This window comes from Bacillus sp. CDB3 (assembly GCF_002081505.1).
Taxonomy (GTDB): Bacteria; Bacillota; Bacilli; order Bacillales; family Bacillaceae_G; genus Bacillus_A; species Bacillus_A cereus_AT.
This window is the reverse complement of record NZ_ALBR01000126.1, coordinates 23,267-35,788: the sequence shown is the minus strand read 5'-3', so window position 1 is coordinate 35,788 and position 12,522 is coordinate 23,267. Positions and strand designations below refer to the sequence as shown.

Sequence of the window (12,522 nt, the reverse complement as noted above, 5' to 3'; positions counted from 1 at the left end):
AATCTAACTGCGTATCTGTTTGTTCTGTTGACTGTTCTAAATACTCTTCGCGAGTAACAGACCCACGTTTTACACGCTTCCTTAGCGCGTTTCTTCGCTTAACTTCACCTTTATCTAATAAAGTGCCCAGGTGTTCTTTTTCATCTTGTGTAAGGTTTAAATTCAGCTTGTCCAGTACAGTTGTATTCTTCATTGGCTTGATCAGGTTTCTTGGTAGCTCCTTCATCTCGCAATTATTTTTAACATAGGCATCGAAAAATGTAATCGCATCTTTGTACGCATCTTTTGCTGTCCGTTCTACTTCTCTTGCTTTCTGTGTCTCTGTAAATCTATCATTGAACTGTAATGTCATTTACACGGTTGCTACTTGCTGTTTCACAATTAAAGCCGTTGTGAACGCGTAGATGCATATCATGTCTATGATCGATCTCACCTTTTCACATCTCCACAATCTTCTCTAAATCCGCTTTATGAGCTGTATTTAAACTGTAGAGAGTCATGACTCCTTTTTGCGCTGGTAACGTCTGTATGATACCTTTGCGCTTCGTAGGACGCTTCTTCTCCATTGGTGGCGCATATTCATAGAGTTCCATCAGCTGATATTCTCGTTTTGTCCAAATGTCTACCGTGATTTGTTTCCCTGTCTTACTATGGACGGAATATGGCAATCGAAATACACGAGATAAATCAGAACACGCTCCATCTGCTCCTACATGCAGTAACGTTTTGATCAGATTATTTGTTATGTATTGAGCCATGTACCCCATTTTGGGTGCTGATCCTCCAGAAATACTGTAAATCAACTGTGCCCCTCGGCCATGCAATATTAAATTCGGACAAGGGATTGCTCCTTTTGCAACTAATCTCTGTATCTCTTCTTTTACTTGCTCTTTCGTAAGTCCAATCTTATAAAAATCTAAATCTACGCCTATATTGCGTATTTGCTTCAAATCTGACGTTTTACGACTTCCGTGATGAAATGCATTGACATCCTCTAAGGATAATCTGGAGCTTCTGATGAGGTGTTCTAGGTCATTTAATCCATACCAGAACCGTGGATATTAAGACCAAATTTGAATTTTGTACAGAAGTAAGTGACGAAGTAATTTATTTAATTAGTATTTTAGTGATGTATATTACATGGTTACATTTATAAAAAAAGATAGAGCCCCACAGTAAAGAGCTCTCGAACCAGTGTATACCTACAATCTCAATAGTATATGCTCATTTTCAAGAAAAGGTTAATTGAACCAAAAAAGAGACGGATAGCAAAAGCTAACCGCCAAAAAGAGGTTGCAACATAATAAATTGAGTGAGTGTTGATACCGTTGTTTATAGTATGTATAAGCACAATTATCTTATACATGAATAGAATTGAAATGGTTGAAAATACCAAAAATAGTTAAGACTAATTTTAATTAAATCTGAACAAAATCGTTATTTGAATGAAAAGGAGAATGGATATGAAAAAATACAAACCTAATATGGGGAGAGCGAATGTGGTTGAAGGTGAAACGTTACTATTTCCATTTAGAACAGTATCAAATGAAATTTCAAAAATAATAGGTGAAGTAGTGGCGTTTGGTGAAACAAATGATGGTCTCGAATATATAGAGGTGAATGTGGGTGTTAAAAGGAACAAACGATATGTAATTTAGTCAAAAATTAATTCCTTATAAAAAATGACTGTATATAGGAAGGGGATTTAACGTTTAAATCTTTTCTGAATGGGATAAGTCTTGTGGACGTTAGAACGTCTAAAAACGCGTAATAACACTGTATAAAATGACTCATCGATTTTGAGGTGAAACTAAAGGGGGGAAACGATGAAAAAGCATAAAAAACATAAAAAACGGAAAATGAAGAAGGCGATTGTTCGTAGAGGTAAATCATTTGAAAAAGATCGTGTAAAAACAGCATGGAGAAATCTATTTGTACAAACTGGCATCCTAAAATAAGTGAGGTGGCATACACAATGCTAGATTGGTTAAAAGACTATCATAAGTTAGAAGATGAAATTATCTATTTGGAAAGTGATTTAGCTAGAAGTAAAAAAGAATTAAAGTGCTGGGTGTATGGTGACTTACAAGAAGTACGTTTAACTGCTGAATCAGAAGGAGCAAAAATGGAAGATCGTATTGCTGTACGTGAACATGATTTGGCTCATAAGATGAATGACATGTTTGCTTTCAAAAAGGTAATTCGTACAGTCCACGGTTTGGAACACAAGATTATGATGTATGGCAAGTATGTGGAGGGCATGACATTAGAAAGGATTGCTGAGGAGTTAGAATACAGTCCACGTTATATCTATAATAAACATGCACAAATAAGGCGTATGATTGAATATGCTCAAAACTTAGGTTAACAAAAAGTTAAGTTAACTTCAGTTCATGTTAACTCTTGAAAATATCGATTATAGTAATACCATAAAGAATTGAGGAAAGGGCAACTGATGTATGGTTGCTTTTTTGTTTTATTGGTAAGCGAGCCATATCCATGTGAGTATAATAAGAATGAAGAGGGCAAGTGTATAATGTGAAAATTGCATCATATACTCCTTTGGGTTTTCTATAAAATGAGTGAAGGAATGAAGAATGACTGTAAATGTTAAGGTAGATAGCTTTAAGTATACATTGCAAAGTACATTCTTCACCCTTCATGGAGAAATAACATGACCGATAGGATGAAGCACAAACATACTATTATATTGCATAAATGGGGGTTATTCAAGTACAAAGTATTTTGTGTACTCTTCAGCCACTCTCACTATTCACCTTTTTGGTTTTATATACCAAAAAGGTGAATATAAATTATTAAACATCCATTTGGGTGTTTTTTATTTGGAGAAAGATAAGGAGAGAGAAGATGGAACTAACTAAGCTTGAGAAGGCAATGATTATTACTACATTTATGGCAGCATTGGGTAAAGAAGAACTTGAGATGTGTATAGATGAAATTACATTCGAGCAATTAGATATAGAACTTGAAGAGATATTGAATGAGAATGTAACACTTAAACAAATGATAGGGGCCGGAAGAAGTGGAATGAATAAAATCATTCAGGATTTATTAGATGAAAGTTGATTGATATAAATCCAGATAAAGCGTATGAATTTACCCGTTTCAGATTTGGAACAATCGGTTGCTCTTTTATTGTGTACGGATATTAAAATATCACATACCGTATTATGTTATTAATTTTAAAGGGGAAAAATGCAAGTGCAATGCGAGGTAGATAATTTTGGTGATAAATTTGCAGTATGCATTTTTCACCCTTCGGTAAGAAATAAGATTATTGAGTGGAGGAAGAACAAATATCAGAAGGTAGTGTCATTCCAAAAGGGTTTCTATGCGCAAATACTATCATCTGTTCTTCTTCCATTCTTACTATTCGCTACCATTTGGTTTTTTATACCAATAAAAACGAATGAAATAAAAAAGAGACGAATAAAATCGCCTCTCCAACACATATATACAAAGAATTACACTAGGAACTGGATATATACTATATTCTGATTTTGGTTGAATATACATTTTTTTCTTTTATTATGTAAAAAAAACGAGTACTGGTGACAGAGTACTCGCTTTTCGAGTGGAGCTAAACTGTAGGAAAAATGAGATGAGGAGAATGGTACATGGGATATTTTAAAGGAAACAATTATGACCTTACAGTCACCCCCCACATGAAAAGGGTGTGACTATTTTTTTTATAAACTTTCTATACTGGTTACATAGATGGGTGATGTTTAGTACGTACTGTTTTATGGTGGGCTAACCCCGCAAAGGAAACTGTAAGAAATAATTCGGTGCACACCCCTTTGTTGACAGAAATGTTCTGATCACGGACAGAAAAATGTTGAATTTCCAATTATTTCTTTCATTTGTTTCACATCTAATTAGGAGGTTTATATTTTGGAAACATTACATTCTCACTGTGTTGGACTTGATATTCATCAAAAAGAAATTGTTGTTTGTACTTACATTGGTTCATCAGATGAAGAACTTATCAAAGAAATTCGTACTTTTCCTACAATGACGAAGAATTAAACATCACCCATCTTGCGATGGAAAGCACCGGGATCTATTGGAAACAGGTTTTCAACATTCTAGAAGATTATTTCGAGATTACCCTGGCAAATGCGCAACGAATTAAAAATGTTCCTGGACGGAAAACCGATGTAGCCGATGCAGAATGGATTGCGAAACTTCTTCGATAGGGACTCATTGAAAAAAGCTTTGTTCCTCCGGTTGATATTCGGGAACTCCGTGATTTAACGCGCCTACGTAAAAAAATGATTGGAAATATGACCGCTGAAAAAAATCGTATTCAAAAAACGTTAGAGTGTTCGAATATTAAGCTAGGTTCTGTTATTTCAGATGTATTTGGCGTATCCGGACAGAAATTGCTCACTCGTCTCGTTGAACAAGGCTATGTAAATCCAAATGAAGTTGAAGAACATATTCACGTTAGAATGATGCCTAAGGCATCTCAGATTACAGACTCTTTATTTGGTACAATCAATCCACACCAAATTTTTCTGATTCGTCAATCCTGGAATCATATCTTATTTCTGGAATCATCAATTCAACAGCTTGAAGATAAAATTGATGAAATTCTTTTACCTTATCAAGCACAAGTAGAACTTCTTTTAACCATTCCAGGTGTCAAAAAACACTCTGTGGCATGTATTATTGCCGAAATCGGTGTAGAAATGGATCAGTTTCCTTCTGCTCATCATCTTGCCTCTTGGGCAGGATTATCTCCTGGGAATCATGAAAGTACGGGTGAAAAAAAGCACTCGAACAACCAAAGGAAACCCACCCATTCAATCCACGCTTTGTGAAGTTGCTGGGGCTATTTCGAGAACACGGCACACATGGTTATCAGGAAAGTATTGGTCCCTTGCGGCACGAAGAGGTAAAAAGAAAACACTCGTTGCCATTGCACATAAAACAATTAAAATCATTTATCACATACTAGATCAACGATCTGGATTTATTGAGTACTCAAAAGTTCTCGCTTAAAGATTGGCTCAATTTTATATGTATTTCGCTACTGTCAAAAAAATTTTGAACACGTGGCTTATTTTCTTGTGTGTTTTTTACAGTCATAGCATGCATATAGAGGTTGTTTAGAATCTTGCCACACATGAAAATTAGTTCTTTAATCCAAGGATTCTGGTGCAAAGTTTTACGCTACCCTAAAAATATAGAATTAAAATACAAATAGGAAGAATAAATCGTATAAAATATACAAGATGATGTATAGGACATTCATGATTTTTGAGCGTTTTTAAACTTTGCAACAGAACCTGCAATCTTATTGTAACCACCATGTTTTATTACCTGCCTAACATCATCTATCTCGCTTTCTTCAATTCCCATTATTTCAGAAACATCTACAACAATTGTATTCATTAAAACACTAACTACATATCCAGTTAATTGTAAAGATGGATTCTTACGATAAGGAAATTGAACGTACTCTCCAATACTTACTGTTATTTCATTTTCCATGTAAAGACCTCCCGAATCATGATCTATTGGAGTTCTGGTTTACTTGATTTTTGAATAGACCTTTTTTATTTTTTAAGCCACTTCTTTTATGTATACGATTGCATGTAAAGAAGGTGGCTTACTTTTTTATTCCAGTACCCATCTTTCCAGTGTTTTCATCAAATTTTTAGCCCCTTCGCGACTTAAAATCAAGTGTCCATCATAAAATTCCATGTGATTTTCAGATATGTTTCCTATCACAAAACAAGTTCTTTCTTGTTTCCGTACATGTACATTCCCATCATGCACAAACATCTCTACACTGGTATTCGGTACTAAATCTAACGTTCTTCGTATTTTTTTAGGTAGTACGGCTCTTCCTAAGTCATCTATTCTTCGAATCATACCTGTTTTTTCAAAGTGAGCACCTACTTTCTTTTTTTATTTTTTGCTTATTTTACCTAATTATACCTTTCTAACTCTAAAAATTGGATTATATATCCAAAAATAGTATGGGTCTTCGCTTCTTGTGACAAAATAATGGATGTACCTTGTAGAGTTTTTTGCAGGTTTTGTTGCAAAGTTTTTTAAATGAGGCTACACTCTAGAAAAAAGAAGTAAGGGGAATCACAAGTAAAATATTTTAAAGGAAAACAATTTAAAAAAGATATTATTTTGGTAGCCGCTGGCTACTACTGTTGTTTTTCTTTAAGTTATCGTGATGTCTCTGAAATTTTAAAAGAACGTGGAATCTCAGTTCACCCGACAACCATCATGTGCTGGGTTGCTAGTCCATCTATCATGAACAAGTATGGTTTTTACAAACTCTTATGCCAACCAATATAGATTTTGTTTATTATTCATTTTAGCATAACAAACAGAAGCTTATTCAAAAGAGTCTTCTGTTTGTTGTGTAACAAGAGATGCTTAATCCTATCTAGATTAAAATAATCATTCATATAATCTGAATCGAGCTGTTCTTATATGTAGGGAACCCTCTATTTTTTATTTTACATGCATGGGTTCTGTTGCAAAGTTTAAAAAAGTAGAAACAGGTATTGATACATGAGGGTGAACATTTAGGAAATAACTAATAATTTGTGTAATTCCTTGTACGTTGAAAAACCGAAGTTTGGTCACAAACTTCGGTTTCGTTTATATAGAGCATGAATCGTTTCGATTCCTTTCAAGGTACGTGAAGCATGGCGAATATTTTGAAATCCTGCGGACTTGGAAAAACGTCGTTTGATATGTCTATGATCTTGTTCGATAAGATTGTTCAAATGCTTACTTGTACAATGAATGGTACGTTTATAAAAACCTTGTTCTTTTAATTTATTACATGCGCAAAGTAAAGCTGGGGCTTTATCTGTTATGAGAACCATTGGTTCTCCAAATGTTTTTACGAGTCTCTTCATAAAAGCATAAGCAGCCTGGGGATTGCGCTTTTTACGAAGTGGAATATCCAATGTGTATCCGTCTTTATCAATTACACGATATAAATAACACCATTTTCCTTTCACTTTCATGTGTGCAACTTTGTTTTTCTTTTTCCAAATTTGATAGATTATATTTCCATATTCATGGACCCAACGCATAATGGTTGTAGGGGGAACGGAAACTCCTCGTTCTTTCAGGATTTCAGAGACATCACGATAACTTAAAGAAAAACGACAGTAGTAGCCAGCGGCTACCAAAATAATATCTTTTTTAAATTGTTTTCCTTTAAAATATCCCATGTGCCATTCTCCTCATCTCATTTTTCCTACAGTTTAGCTCCACTCGAAAAACTTTGCAACAGAACCCGTAATATCAAACAAACCATGCTCTTTTTTAGCATGGTTTGTTTAGAAACGTTGTATTACTTTCTTATAAGATGATTACTCAGGTGCATCTTATATGTAACCACACATAAAAAGTGTCGCGAATAGAAGAATCTCCTTCCCATGAGCGCCATTGTTTCAATTGAAGTTTAATGACACCAGGTTCGGTAGCTTTAAACTGGAATGTGTGAATTCCTGGTTTTCCCACTGCCACGTCCTCTACTTCACTTGAGTAAAAATGTTCCCCAACTAAAGGAAGTAGAGGATTTACATTCGTTGTTGTCCAGCGATATCCAGTCGATGGATTTTCAGCGAGGGCAACGGAAAAGAACTGTCCCATAGGTATGTGAATATGTTCACCGTAGTTTTTTTGTGTGATGATAATAGGACGTTTCAGTTCCTTTTTATACGGAAGGTTTGTTTCTGCCTTCACAGAATGGGGAACAGATACTCCAGCTCCTAATGCTAATGCAATTCCCAGTACTCCGCATATGACTTTGTTATACGTACACATAATATATCTCCTTTCAGTTTTGTTTAATGCTATATCAATTTATGCCCCCATTTTAGGGAAGTAAAATTGAATATTAGACCCTGTGTTACTATTTTGTACCCATCCTTTATAAGCCCACGCCCAAGGTTTTATTTCTACCTGATTGTATTTATCAAAAGTCCCTTGTTCAAATACATACACATCGTAAGTCGTACCAAAGTAATTTAGATTGGCATGAAATTTAATCCCTTCAAAATGATGACGATATTGAGAATCGGTAGTAAATACCATCACATTATAGCGATTATTTGCAAAAGTAAAAGTCTCATCAGTAATTTCTCTGATTATATTTTGAAATGTAGTTCTCTTCAGTAAATCATTTACTTTCCCAGCTATCCCTAACATATCTGATGATACCGTCAGATTCCATTTCATCATGCTCGATTGTGGTTGAACAGATCCTAATAGATTGGAACTCAAGTCATTTGTTAGAGATTTGGTGTAGCTCTGTTGATCTGTTATAGAAGCTGCACTGGTATGGAGCGGTACCACCCCTAAGCTACTTCCCCCAATCACCCCCGCTATTAAAAGACCCGTTATGGTTTTGAATGACTTCATGAAAAACTCCCCCCTTATTTTTTGTGATGAAAGAACGGATTTATTATATAAAAAAAAAGTGGTGATTCCTATAAAGGGTAGGTTGAGAAATATATATACTTGATAAACTGTGCAGCTAGTTAACTATTAGGTGCAGTCAATAATAGATACAAGAGCAAATGAGGCATTACGGTAACCAATGTGTGATTGTAGCAGTTCCTTGATACTATTTATCGTTATCATAAAAGTCAAATCTTAATTCTTGTATACCCGGTGCATCTGTAAATCGCATATAATTCTGAATATCCAATCCAATCAAACACCTTGGATCTTTTAAATATAGGGAGCGGATCTGCTCTGGTAACACTACCGGCCCTGGGCCAGCTATTGTCCCTTTGGGTACTAATTTTAGATATACCATGTTATTTTCTTGAAAAATATTTAATATATCCAAATGTTCCGTTCCGATATATTTATACATTCTGGAAATATTCATTGCTGTATACTCTATACCCGGTTGTATTTCTCTACTTTCTCTTGTGCATGGAACAATTATTATTGCCCATTTTTTAATGGTATTCACCCGAATCTCTCCAAATATAAATATATATTTCGCAACAAGCATATATCAGTTTGATTAGACTAGCTAGACTTACAAGATTGAAAAAATTCTTATAATTCCGATTTTTATACCGGGCACATCTAGGGGGGATCAGCTAATTTTGTTAACTATGCGTGATACCTACATACGGTTCTGTTGCAAAGATTTCTAAACTCAGCTAAACTTTAAAAAAATAAACTGAGGAGCATGATACATGAGATAATTTAAAGAACGAGGCGTTCCCGTACAACCTACAACAATCAGGCGTTGGGTTCATCAATATGAGCTAGAATTAAATGAGCGTATTCGAAAACATTTGAAACCAACGAATGATTCTTGGAGAGTGGATGAAGCATACCTTAAAATCAAAGGAAAGAATATGTATTTATATCGTGCGATTGATTCCGAAGGAAACACAATTGATTTTTACTTAAGTCAGAGACGAAATGCAAAGGCCGCCCAGCGCTTTCTAAAGAAAGCCTTGGTTTCTTGTCATGCGGCAAAATCTCGTACAATTACTGCAGATGGTGATAGAGTTTATCCGGTTGCAATACGGAAATTAAAAGAGGAAAAGTGTATATCCTGCTGTACGCCACTTCGTTTGAAAAAATATTCAAATAATATCATTGAACAAGACCATCGGTTTATCAAAAAAACGAATCCGGAATATGCTTGGATTGAAATCACTGCAAACAGCTAGAACAATGATTGCCGGAATAGAAGTCATGCATATGATCAAAAAAGGCCAAATCAAATTAAGGGAGCAGTCTGTCCAAAATCAGAATATATGTATTCAGCAGTTGTTTGGAGTAACTGTTTAAACGCTGATTCCATGCGGAATCTCTGCCCTTTGTAATTTTTGTTCATTATTTGCACCAGAACCGTTATTTGTCATAGAGGTAGAATAGGGAATTACATAGAAATATTAAGAGAGGTGAACGATAATGAACGAATTCGGATATTATGCAAAAACAGTGGCGAACGACTTGAATATTAGTCCATATACGCTCCGCCGATGGAGTATGGAGCTAGAGGATCGAGGTTATGAGTTCGAACGTACAGAAACCAATAAACGTGTGTATTATGAACGGGATTACAAAGCGTTTAGGGAATTGAAAAAATTATTAGATGCTGGCATGAGTATGGAGAGCGCTTCGAAAACGGTTGTAAGTAGCTTTAAAACAGAAGAGAGCGAATCGCAAACACCAATCGTTCATGAACAGGAAAGTACCGAAATAGGGCGTTCTGTAATGCGTGATGAAGAAAAGTTTAAATGGATGATGCAAGAAGCTATGATGGATGTTGCAGCAAATACGATTCAACCAATCATGACAGAATTACAAGATGTAAAAAATGAATTAATCGAACAACGTGAAGAGAATAAAAGATTAAGTAAATTGCTACAGCTGAAATTAGATAAAATGGAAAAAGTAATAACGGGTAAAAGCGATCAATTGTTGTTGAAATCGGAATTAATTAAGAAACAATTAGAAGATAAGACAACGGAAAATGAGAAGCTGAAAAATCTGCTGGAAGAAGTAAAAGAAAAGGCTGAAAAGGTCGAGAAGCAAACGGAACAGGGAGAAATCTTAAATAAGATTAACAGAAACATAAAATCGTTTGATGATCGATTAAAAGAAACTGTGAGACAAGAAGAAATCTTAAATAAGATTAACAGAAACATAAAATCGTTTGATGATCGATTAAAAGAAACTGTGGAACAGAAGAGAAAAGAACAAAACAAATCGATTTTTAAGGGGTTATTTAACAAGTAATTTGGTTCTGTTGCAAAGTTTTTCGAGTGGAGCTAAACTGTAGGAAAAATGAGATGAGGAAAGTGATACATGGGATGTTTTAAAGGAAACCATTATGACTTACAGTCACACCCCCACATGAAAAGGGTGTGACTATTTTTTTATAAACTTTTTATACGGGTTACATAGATGGGTGATGTTTAGTACGTACTGTTTTATAGTGGGCTAACCCCGCAAAGGAAACTGTAAGAAATAATTCGGTGCACATCCCTCTGTTGACAGAAATGTTCTGATCACGGACAGAAAAATGTTGAATTTCCAATTATTTCTTTCATCCGTCTCACATCTAATTAGGAGGTTTATATTTTGGAAACATTACATTCTCACTGTGCTGGACTTGATATTCATCAAAAAGAAATTGTTGTTTCTACTTACATTGGTTCATCAGATGAAGAACTTATCAAAGAAATTCGTACTTTTCCTACAATGACGAAGAACTTATATGAAATGCTTCAATGGTTCGAAGAACTAGACATCACCCATCTTGCGATGGAAAGCACCGGGATCTATTGGAAACAGGTTTTCAACATTCTAGAAGATTATTTCGAGATTACCCTGGCAAATGCGCAACGAATTAAAAATGTTCCTGGACGGAAAACCGATGTAGCCGATGCAGAATGGATTGCGAAACTTCGTCGATATGGACTCATTGAAAAAAGCTTTGTTCCTCCGGTTGATATTTGGGAACTCCGTGATTTAACGCGCCTACGTAAAAAAATGATTGGAAATATGACGGTTGAAAAAAATCGTATTCAAAAAACGTTAGATTGTTCGAATATTAAGCTAGGTGCTGTTATTTCAGATGTATTCGGCGTATCCGGACGGAAATTGCTCACTCGTCTCGTTGAACAAGGCTATGTAAATCAAAATGAAGTTGAAGGACATATTCACGTTAGAATGATGCCTAAGGCATCTCAGATTACAGACTCTTTATTTGGTACAATCAATCCACACCAAATTTTTCTGATTCGTCAATCCTGGAATCATCAATTCAACAGCTTGAAGATAAAATTGATGAAATTCTTTTACCTTATCAAGAACAAGTAGAGCTTCTTTTAACCATTCCAGGTGTCAAAAAACACTCTGTGGCATGTAGTATTGCCGAAATCGGTGTAGAAATGGATCAGTTTCCTTCTGCTCATCATCTTGCCTCTTGGGCAGGATGATCTCCTGAGAATCATGAAAGTGCGGGTAAAAAAAGCACTCGAACAACCAAAGGAAACCCACACATTCAATCTATGCTTTGTGAAGTAGCATGGGCCATCTCGAGAACGCGTCATACATGGTTATCAGGAAAGTATTGGTCTCTTGCTGCACGAAGAGAAGAGGTAAAAAGAAGCACTTATTGCCATTGCACATAAAGTCATTAAAATTATCTATCACATACTAAATCAACGATCTGGATTTATTGAGTATTCAAAAGTTCTTTCGTAGTTAGTCTTAATCAACTTGAGTTCATAGTTCTTTCGCTACTGTAAAAAAAATTTAATAACATGTGGCTTTTTTATCATTAGGGTGCCTTGAGACAAATTGAAGTTTGAAGAGTATAAGAAGTATTTGTTTCAACTGAAGAAAAGTGAACATTTTTTAAAAACATACATAATATAACATCACTAGGTAAAAACCCACTTTTTTAGCTGTGGTTTTCGCAGTTCGTTAATCGTTTACGATCTCTTGAAAATGGGGTGATAAACT

Annotated in this window: 12 protein-coding genes and 5 pseudogenes; 9 read left to right on the top strand and 8 right to left on the bottom strand. The window is 35.2% G+C overall.

What is annotated here, in order from left to right:
• Together CDB3_RS33025 and CDB3_RS33020 are read right to left on the bottom strand one after the other, a co-directional pair.
• Window positions 1-352, bottom strand: a pseudogene (locus CDB3_RS33025) (AsnC family protein); the annotation flags it as partial.
• An 85-nt stretch (window positions 353-437) separates the two neighbouring features.
• Entirely contained in the window at window positions 438-950 is a 513-nt protein-coding gene (locus CDB3_RS33020; RefSeq protein ID WP_306295579.1) for a hypothetical protein, read from the bottom strand.
• 513 nt (window positions 951-1,463) lie between these two features.
• On the opposite strand from CDB3_RS33020, the gene CDB3_RS30250 reads away from it, so the two are divergent.
• From CDB3_RS30250 to CDB3_RS30230, 5 genes and pseudogenes are all read left to right on the top strand, one after another.
• On the top strand, window positions 1,464-1,658 hold the full coding sequence (locus CDB3_RS30250; protein WP_256869986.1) for a hypothetical protein: 195 nt from the start codon (window positions 1,464-1,466) through the stop codon (window positions 1,656-1,658).
• Between the two features lie 168 nt (window positions 1,659-1,826).
• On the top strand, window positions 1,827-1,958 hold the full coding sequence (locus CDB3_RS30245) for a DUF3983 domain-containing protein (protein WP_128857020.1): 132 nt from the start codon (window positions 1,827-1,829) through the stop codon (window positions 1,956-1,958).
• Between the two features lie 17 nt (window positions 1,959-1,975).
• Window positions 1,976-2,368 (top strand): hypothetical protein, encoded by a 393-nt coding sequence (locus tag CDB3_RS30240; protein ID WP_128857019.1) that lies wholly within the window; start codon window positions 1,976-1,978, stop codon window positions 2,366-2,368.
• Window positions 2,369-2,868: 500 nt separating this feature from the next.
• A complete protein-coding gene (locus CDB3_RS30235) occupies window positions 2,869-3,087 on the top strand; it encodes a hypothetical protein (RefSeq protein ID WP_128857018.1) in 219 nt (72 codons plus the stop codon).
• Between the two features lie 828 nt (window positions 3,088-3,915).
• Window positions 3,916-5,028, top strand: a pseudogene (locus CDB3_RS30230) (IS110 family RNA-guided transposase).
• Between the two features lie 249 nt (window positions 5,029-5,277).
• Here CDB3_RS30230 and CDB3_RS30225 read toward each other — a convergent pair.
• Window positions 5,278-5,520, bottom strand: a complete 243-nt coding sequence (locus CDB3_RS30225) for a DUF2187 domain-containing protein (RefSeq protein ID WP_128857017.1) — start codon at window positions 5,518-5,520, stop codon at window positions 5,278-5,280.
• Window positions 5,521-5,646: 126 nt separating this feature from the next.
• Complete coding sequence (locus CDB3_RS30220; protein WP_128857016.1) at window positions 5,647-5,904, bottom strand: AbrB/MazE/SpoVT family DNA-binding domain-containing protein; 258 nt, start codon at window positions 5,902-5,904, stop codon at window positions 5,647-5,649.
• 264 nt (window positions 5,905-6,168) lie between these two features.
• Here CDB3_RS30220 and CDB3_RS32810 point away from each other — a divergent pair.
• Window positions 6,169-6,285: pseudogene (locus CDB3_RS32810) on the top strand (IS6 family transposase); the annotation flags it as partial.
• 350 nt (window positions 6,286-6,635) lie between these two features.
• On the opposite strand, the gene CDB3_RS30210 reads toward CDB3_RS32810, so the two are convergent.
• From CDB3_RS30210 to CDB3_RS30195, 4 genes are all read right to left on the bottom strand, one after another.
• The gene (locus tag CDB3_RS30210; protein ID WP_128857015.1) at window positions 6,636-7,238 is read right to left on the bottom strand and encodes an IS6 family transposase; all 603 of its coding nucleotides are present in this window, start codon (window positions 7,236-7,238) and stop codon (window positions 6,636-6,638) included.
• Window positions 7,239-7,383: 145 nt separating this feature from the next.
• A complete protein-coding gene (locus CDB3_RS30205) occupies window positions 7,384-7,836 on the bottom strand; it encodes a protease inhibitor I42 family protein (protein ID WP_128857014.1) in 453 nt (150 codons plus the stop codon).
• A gap of 39 nt (window positions 7,837-7,875) precedes the next feature.
• Window positions 7,876-8,433 carry a hypothetical protein gene (locus tag CDB3_RS30200; protein ID WP_128857013.1) on the bottom strand — a complete coding sequence of 186 codons (558 nt, stop codon included), beginning with the start codon at window positions 8,431-8,433 and terminating at the stop codon, window positions 7,876-7,878.
• 205 nt (window positions 8,434-8,638) lie between these two features.
• Window positions 8,639-8,995, bottom strand: coding sequence for a hypothetical protein (locus CDB3_RS30195; RefSeq protein ID WP_128857012.1), 357 nt, complete (start codon window positions 8,993-8,995; stop codon window positions 8,639-8,641).
• Window positions 8,996-9,239: 244 nt separating this feature from the next.
• Between CDB3_RS30195 and CDB3_RS30190 the strand changes: the two are divergent.
• From CDB3_RS30190 to CDB3_RS30180, 3 genes and pseudogenes are all read left to right on the top strand, one after another.
• A pseudogene (locus CDB3_RS30190) lies at window positions 9,240-9,834 on the top strand (IS6 family transposase); the annotation flags it as partial.
• A 123-nt stretch (window positions 9,835-9,957) separates the two neighbouring features.
• A complete protein-coding gene (locus CDB3_RS30185; RefSeq protein WP_128857011.1) occupies window positions 9,958-10,788 on the top strand; it encodes a MerR family transcriptional regulator in 831 nt (276 codons plus the stop codon).
• Between the two features lie 345 nt (window positions 10,789-11,133).
• Window positions 11,134-12,261 (top strand): annotated as a pseudogene (locus CDB3_RS30180) (IS110 family RNA-guided transposase).
• Window positions 12,262-12,522 lie beyond the last annotated feature (261 nt).

What these genes read in the sequence shown, in the direction of transcription:
- CDB3_RS30250 (WP_256869986.1), top strand. Translation starts at nt 1,464, where the DNA reads ATGAAAAAATACAAACCTAATATGGGGAGAGCGAATGTGGTTGAAGGT.
- CDB3_RS30220 (WP_128857016.1), bottom strand. Translation starts at nt 5,904, where the DNA reads ATGATTCGAAGAATAGATGACTTAGGAAGAGCCGTACTACCTAAAAAA.
- CDB3_RS30225 (WP_128857017.1), bottom strand. Translation starts at nt 5,520, where the DNA reads ATGGAAAATGAAATAACAGTAAGTATTGGAGAGTACGTTCAATTTCCT.
- CDB3_RS30210 (WP_128857015.1), bottom strand. Translation starts at nt 7,238, where the DNA reads ATGGGATATTTTAAAGGAAAACAATTTAAAAAAGATATTATTTTGGTA.
- CDB3_RS30200 (WP_128857013.1), bottom strand. Translation starts at nt 8,433, where the DNA reads ATGAAGTCATTCAAAACCATAACGGGTCTTTTAATAGCGGGGGTGATT.
- CDB3_RS30240 (WP_128857019.1), top strand. Translation starts at nt 1,976, where the DNA reads ATGCTAGATTGGTTAAAAGACTATCATAAGTTAGAAGATGAAATTATC.
- CDB3_RS30245 (WP_128857020.1), top strand. Translation starts at nt 1,827, where the DNA reads ATGAAAAAGCATAAAAAACATAAAAAACGGAAAATGAAGAAGGCGATT.
- CDB3_RS30235 (WP_128857018.1), top strand. Translation starts at nt 2,869, where the DNA reads ATGGAACTAACTAAGCTTGAGAAGGCAATGATTATTACTACATTTATG.
- CDB3_RS30185 (WP_128857011.1), top strand. Translation starts at nt 9,958, where the DNA reads ATGAACGAATTCGGATATTATGCAAAAACAGTGGCGAACGACTTGAAT.
- CDB3_RS30205 (WP_128857014.1), bottom strand. Translation starts at nt 7,836, where the DNA reads ATGTGTACGTATAACAAAGTCATATGCGGAGTACTGGGAATTGCATTA.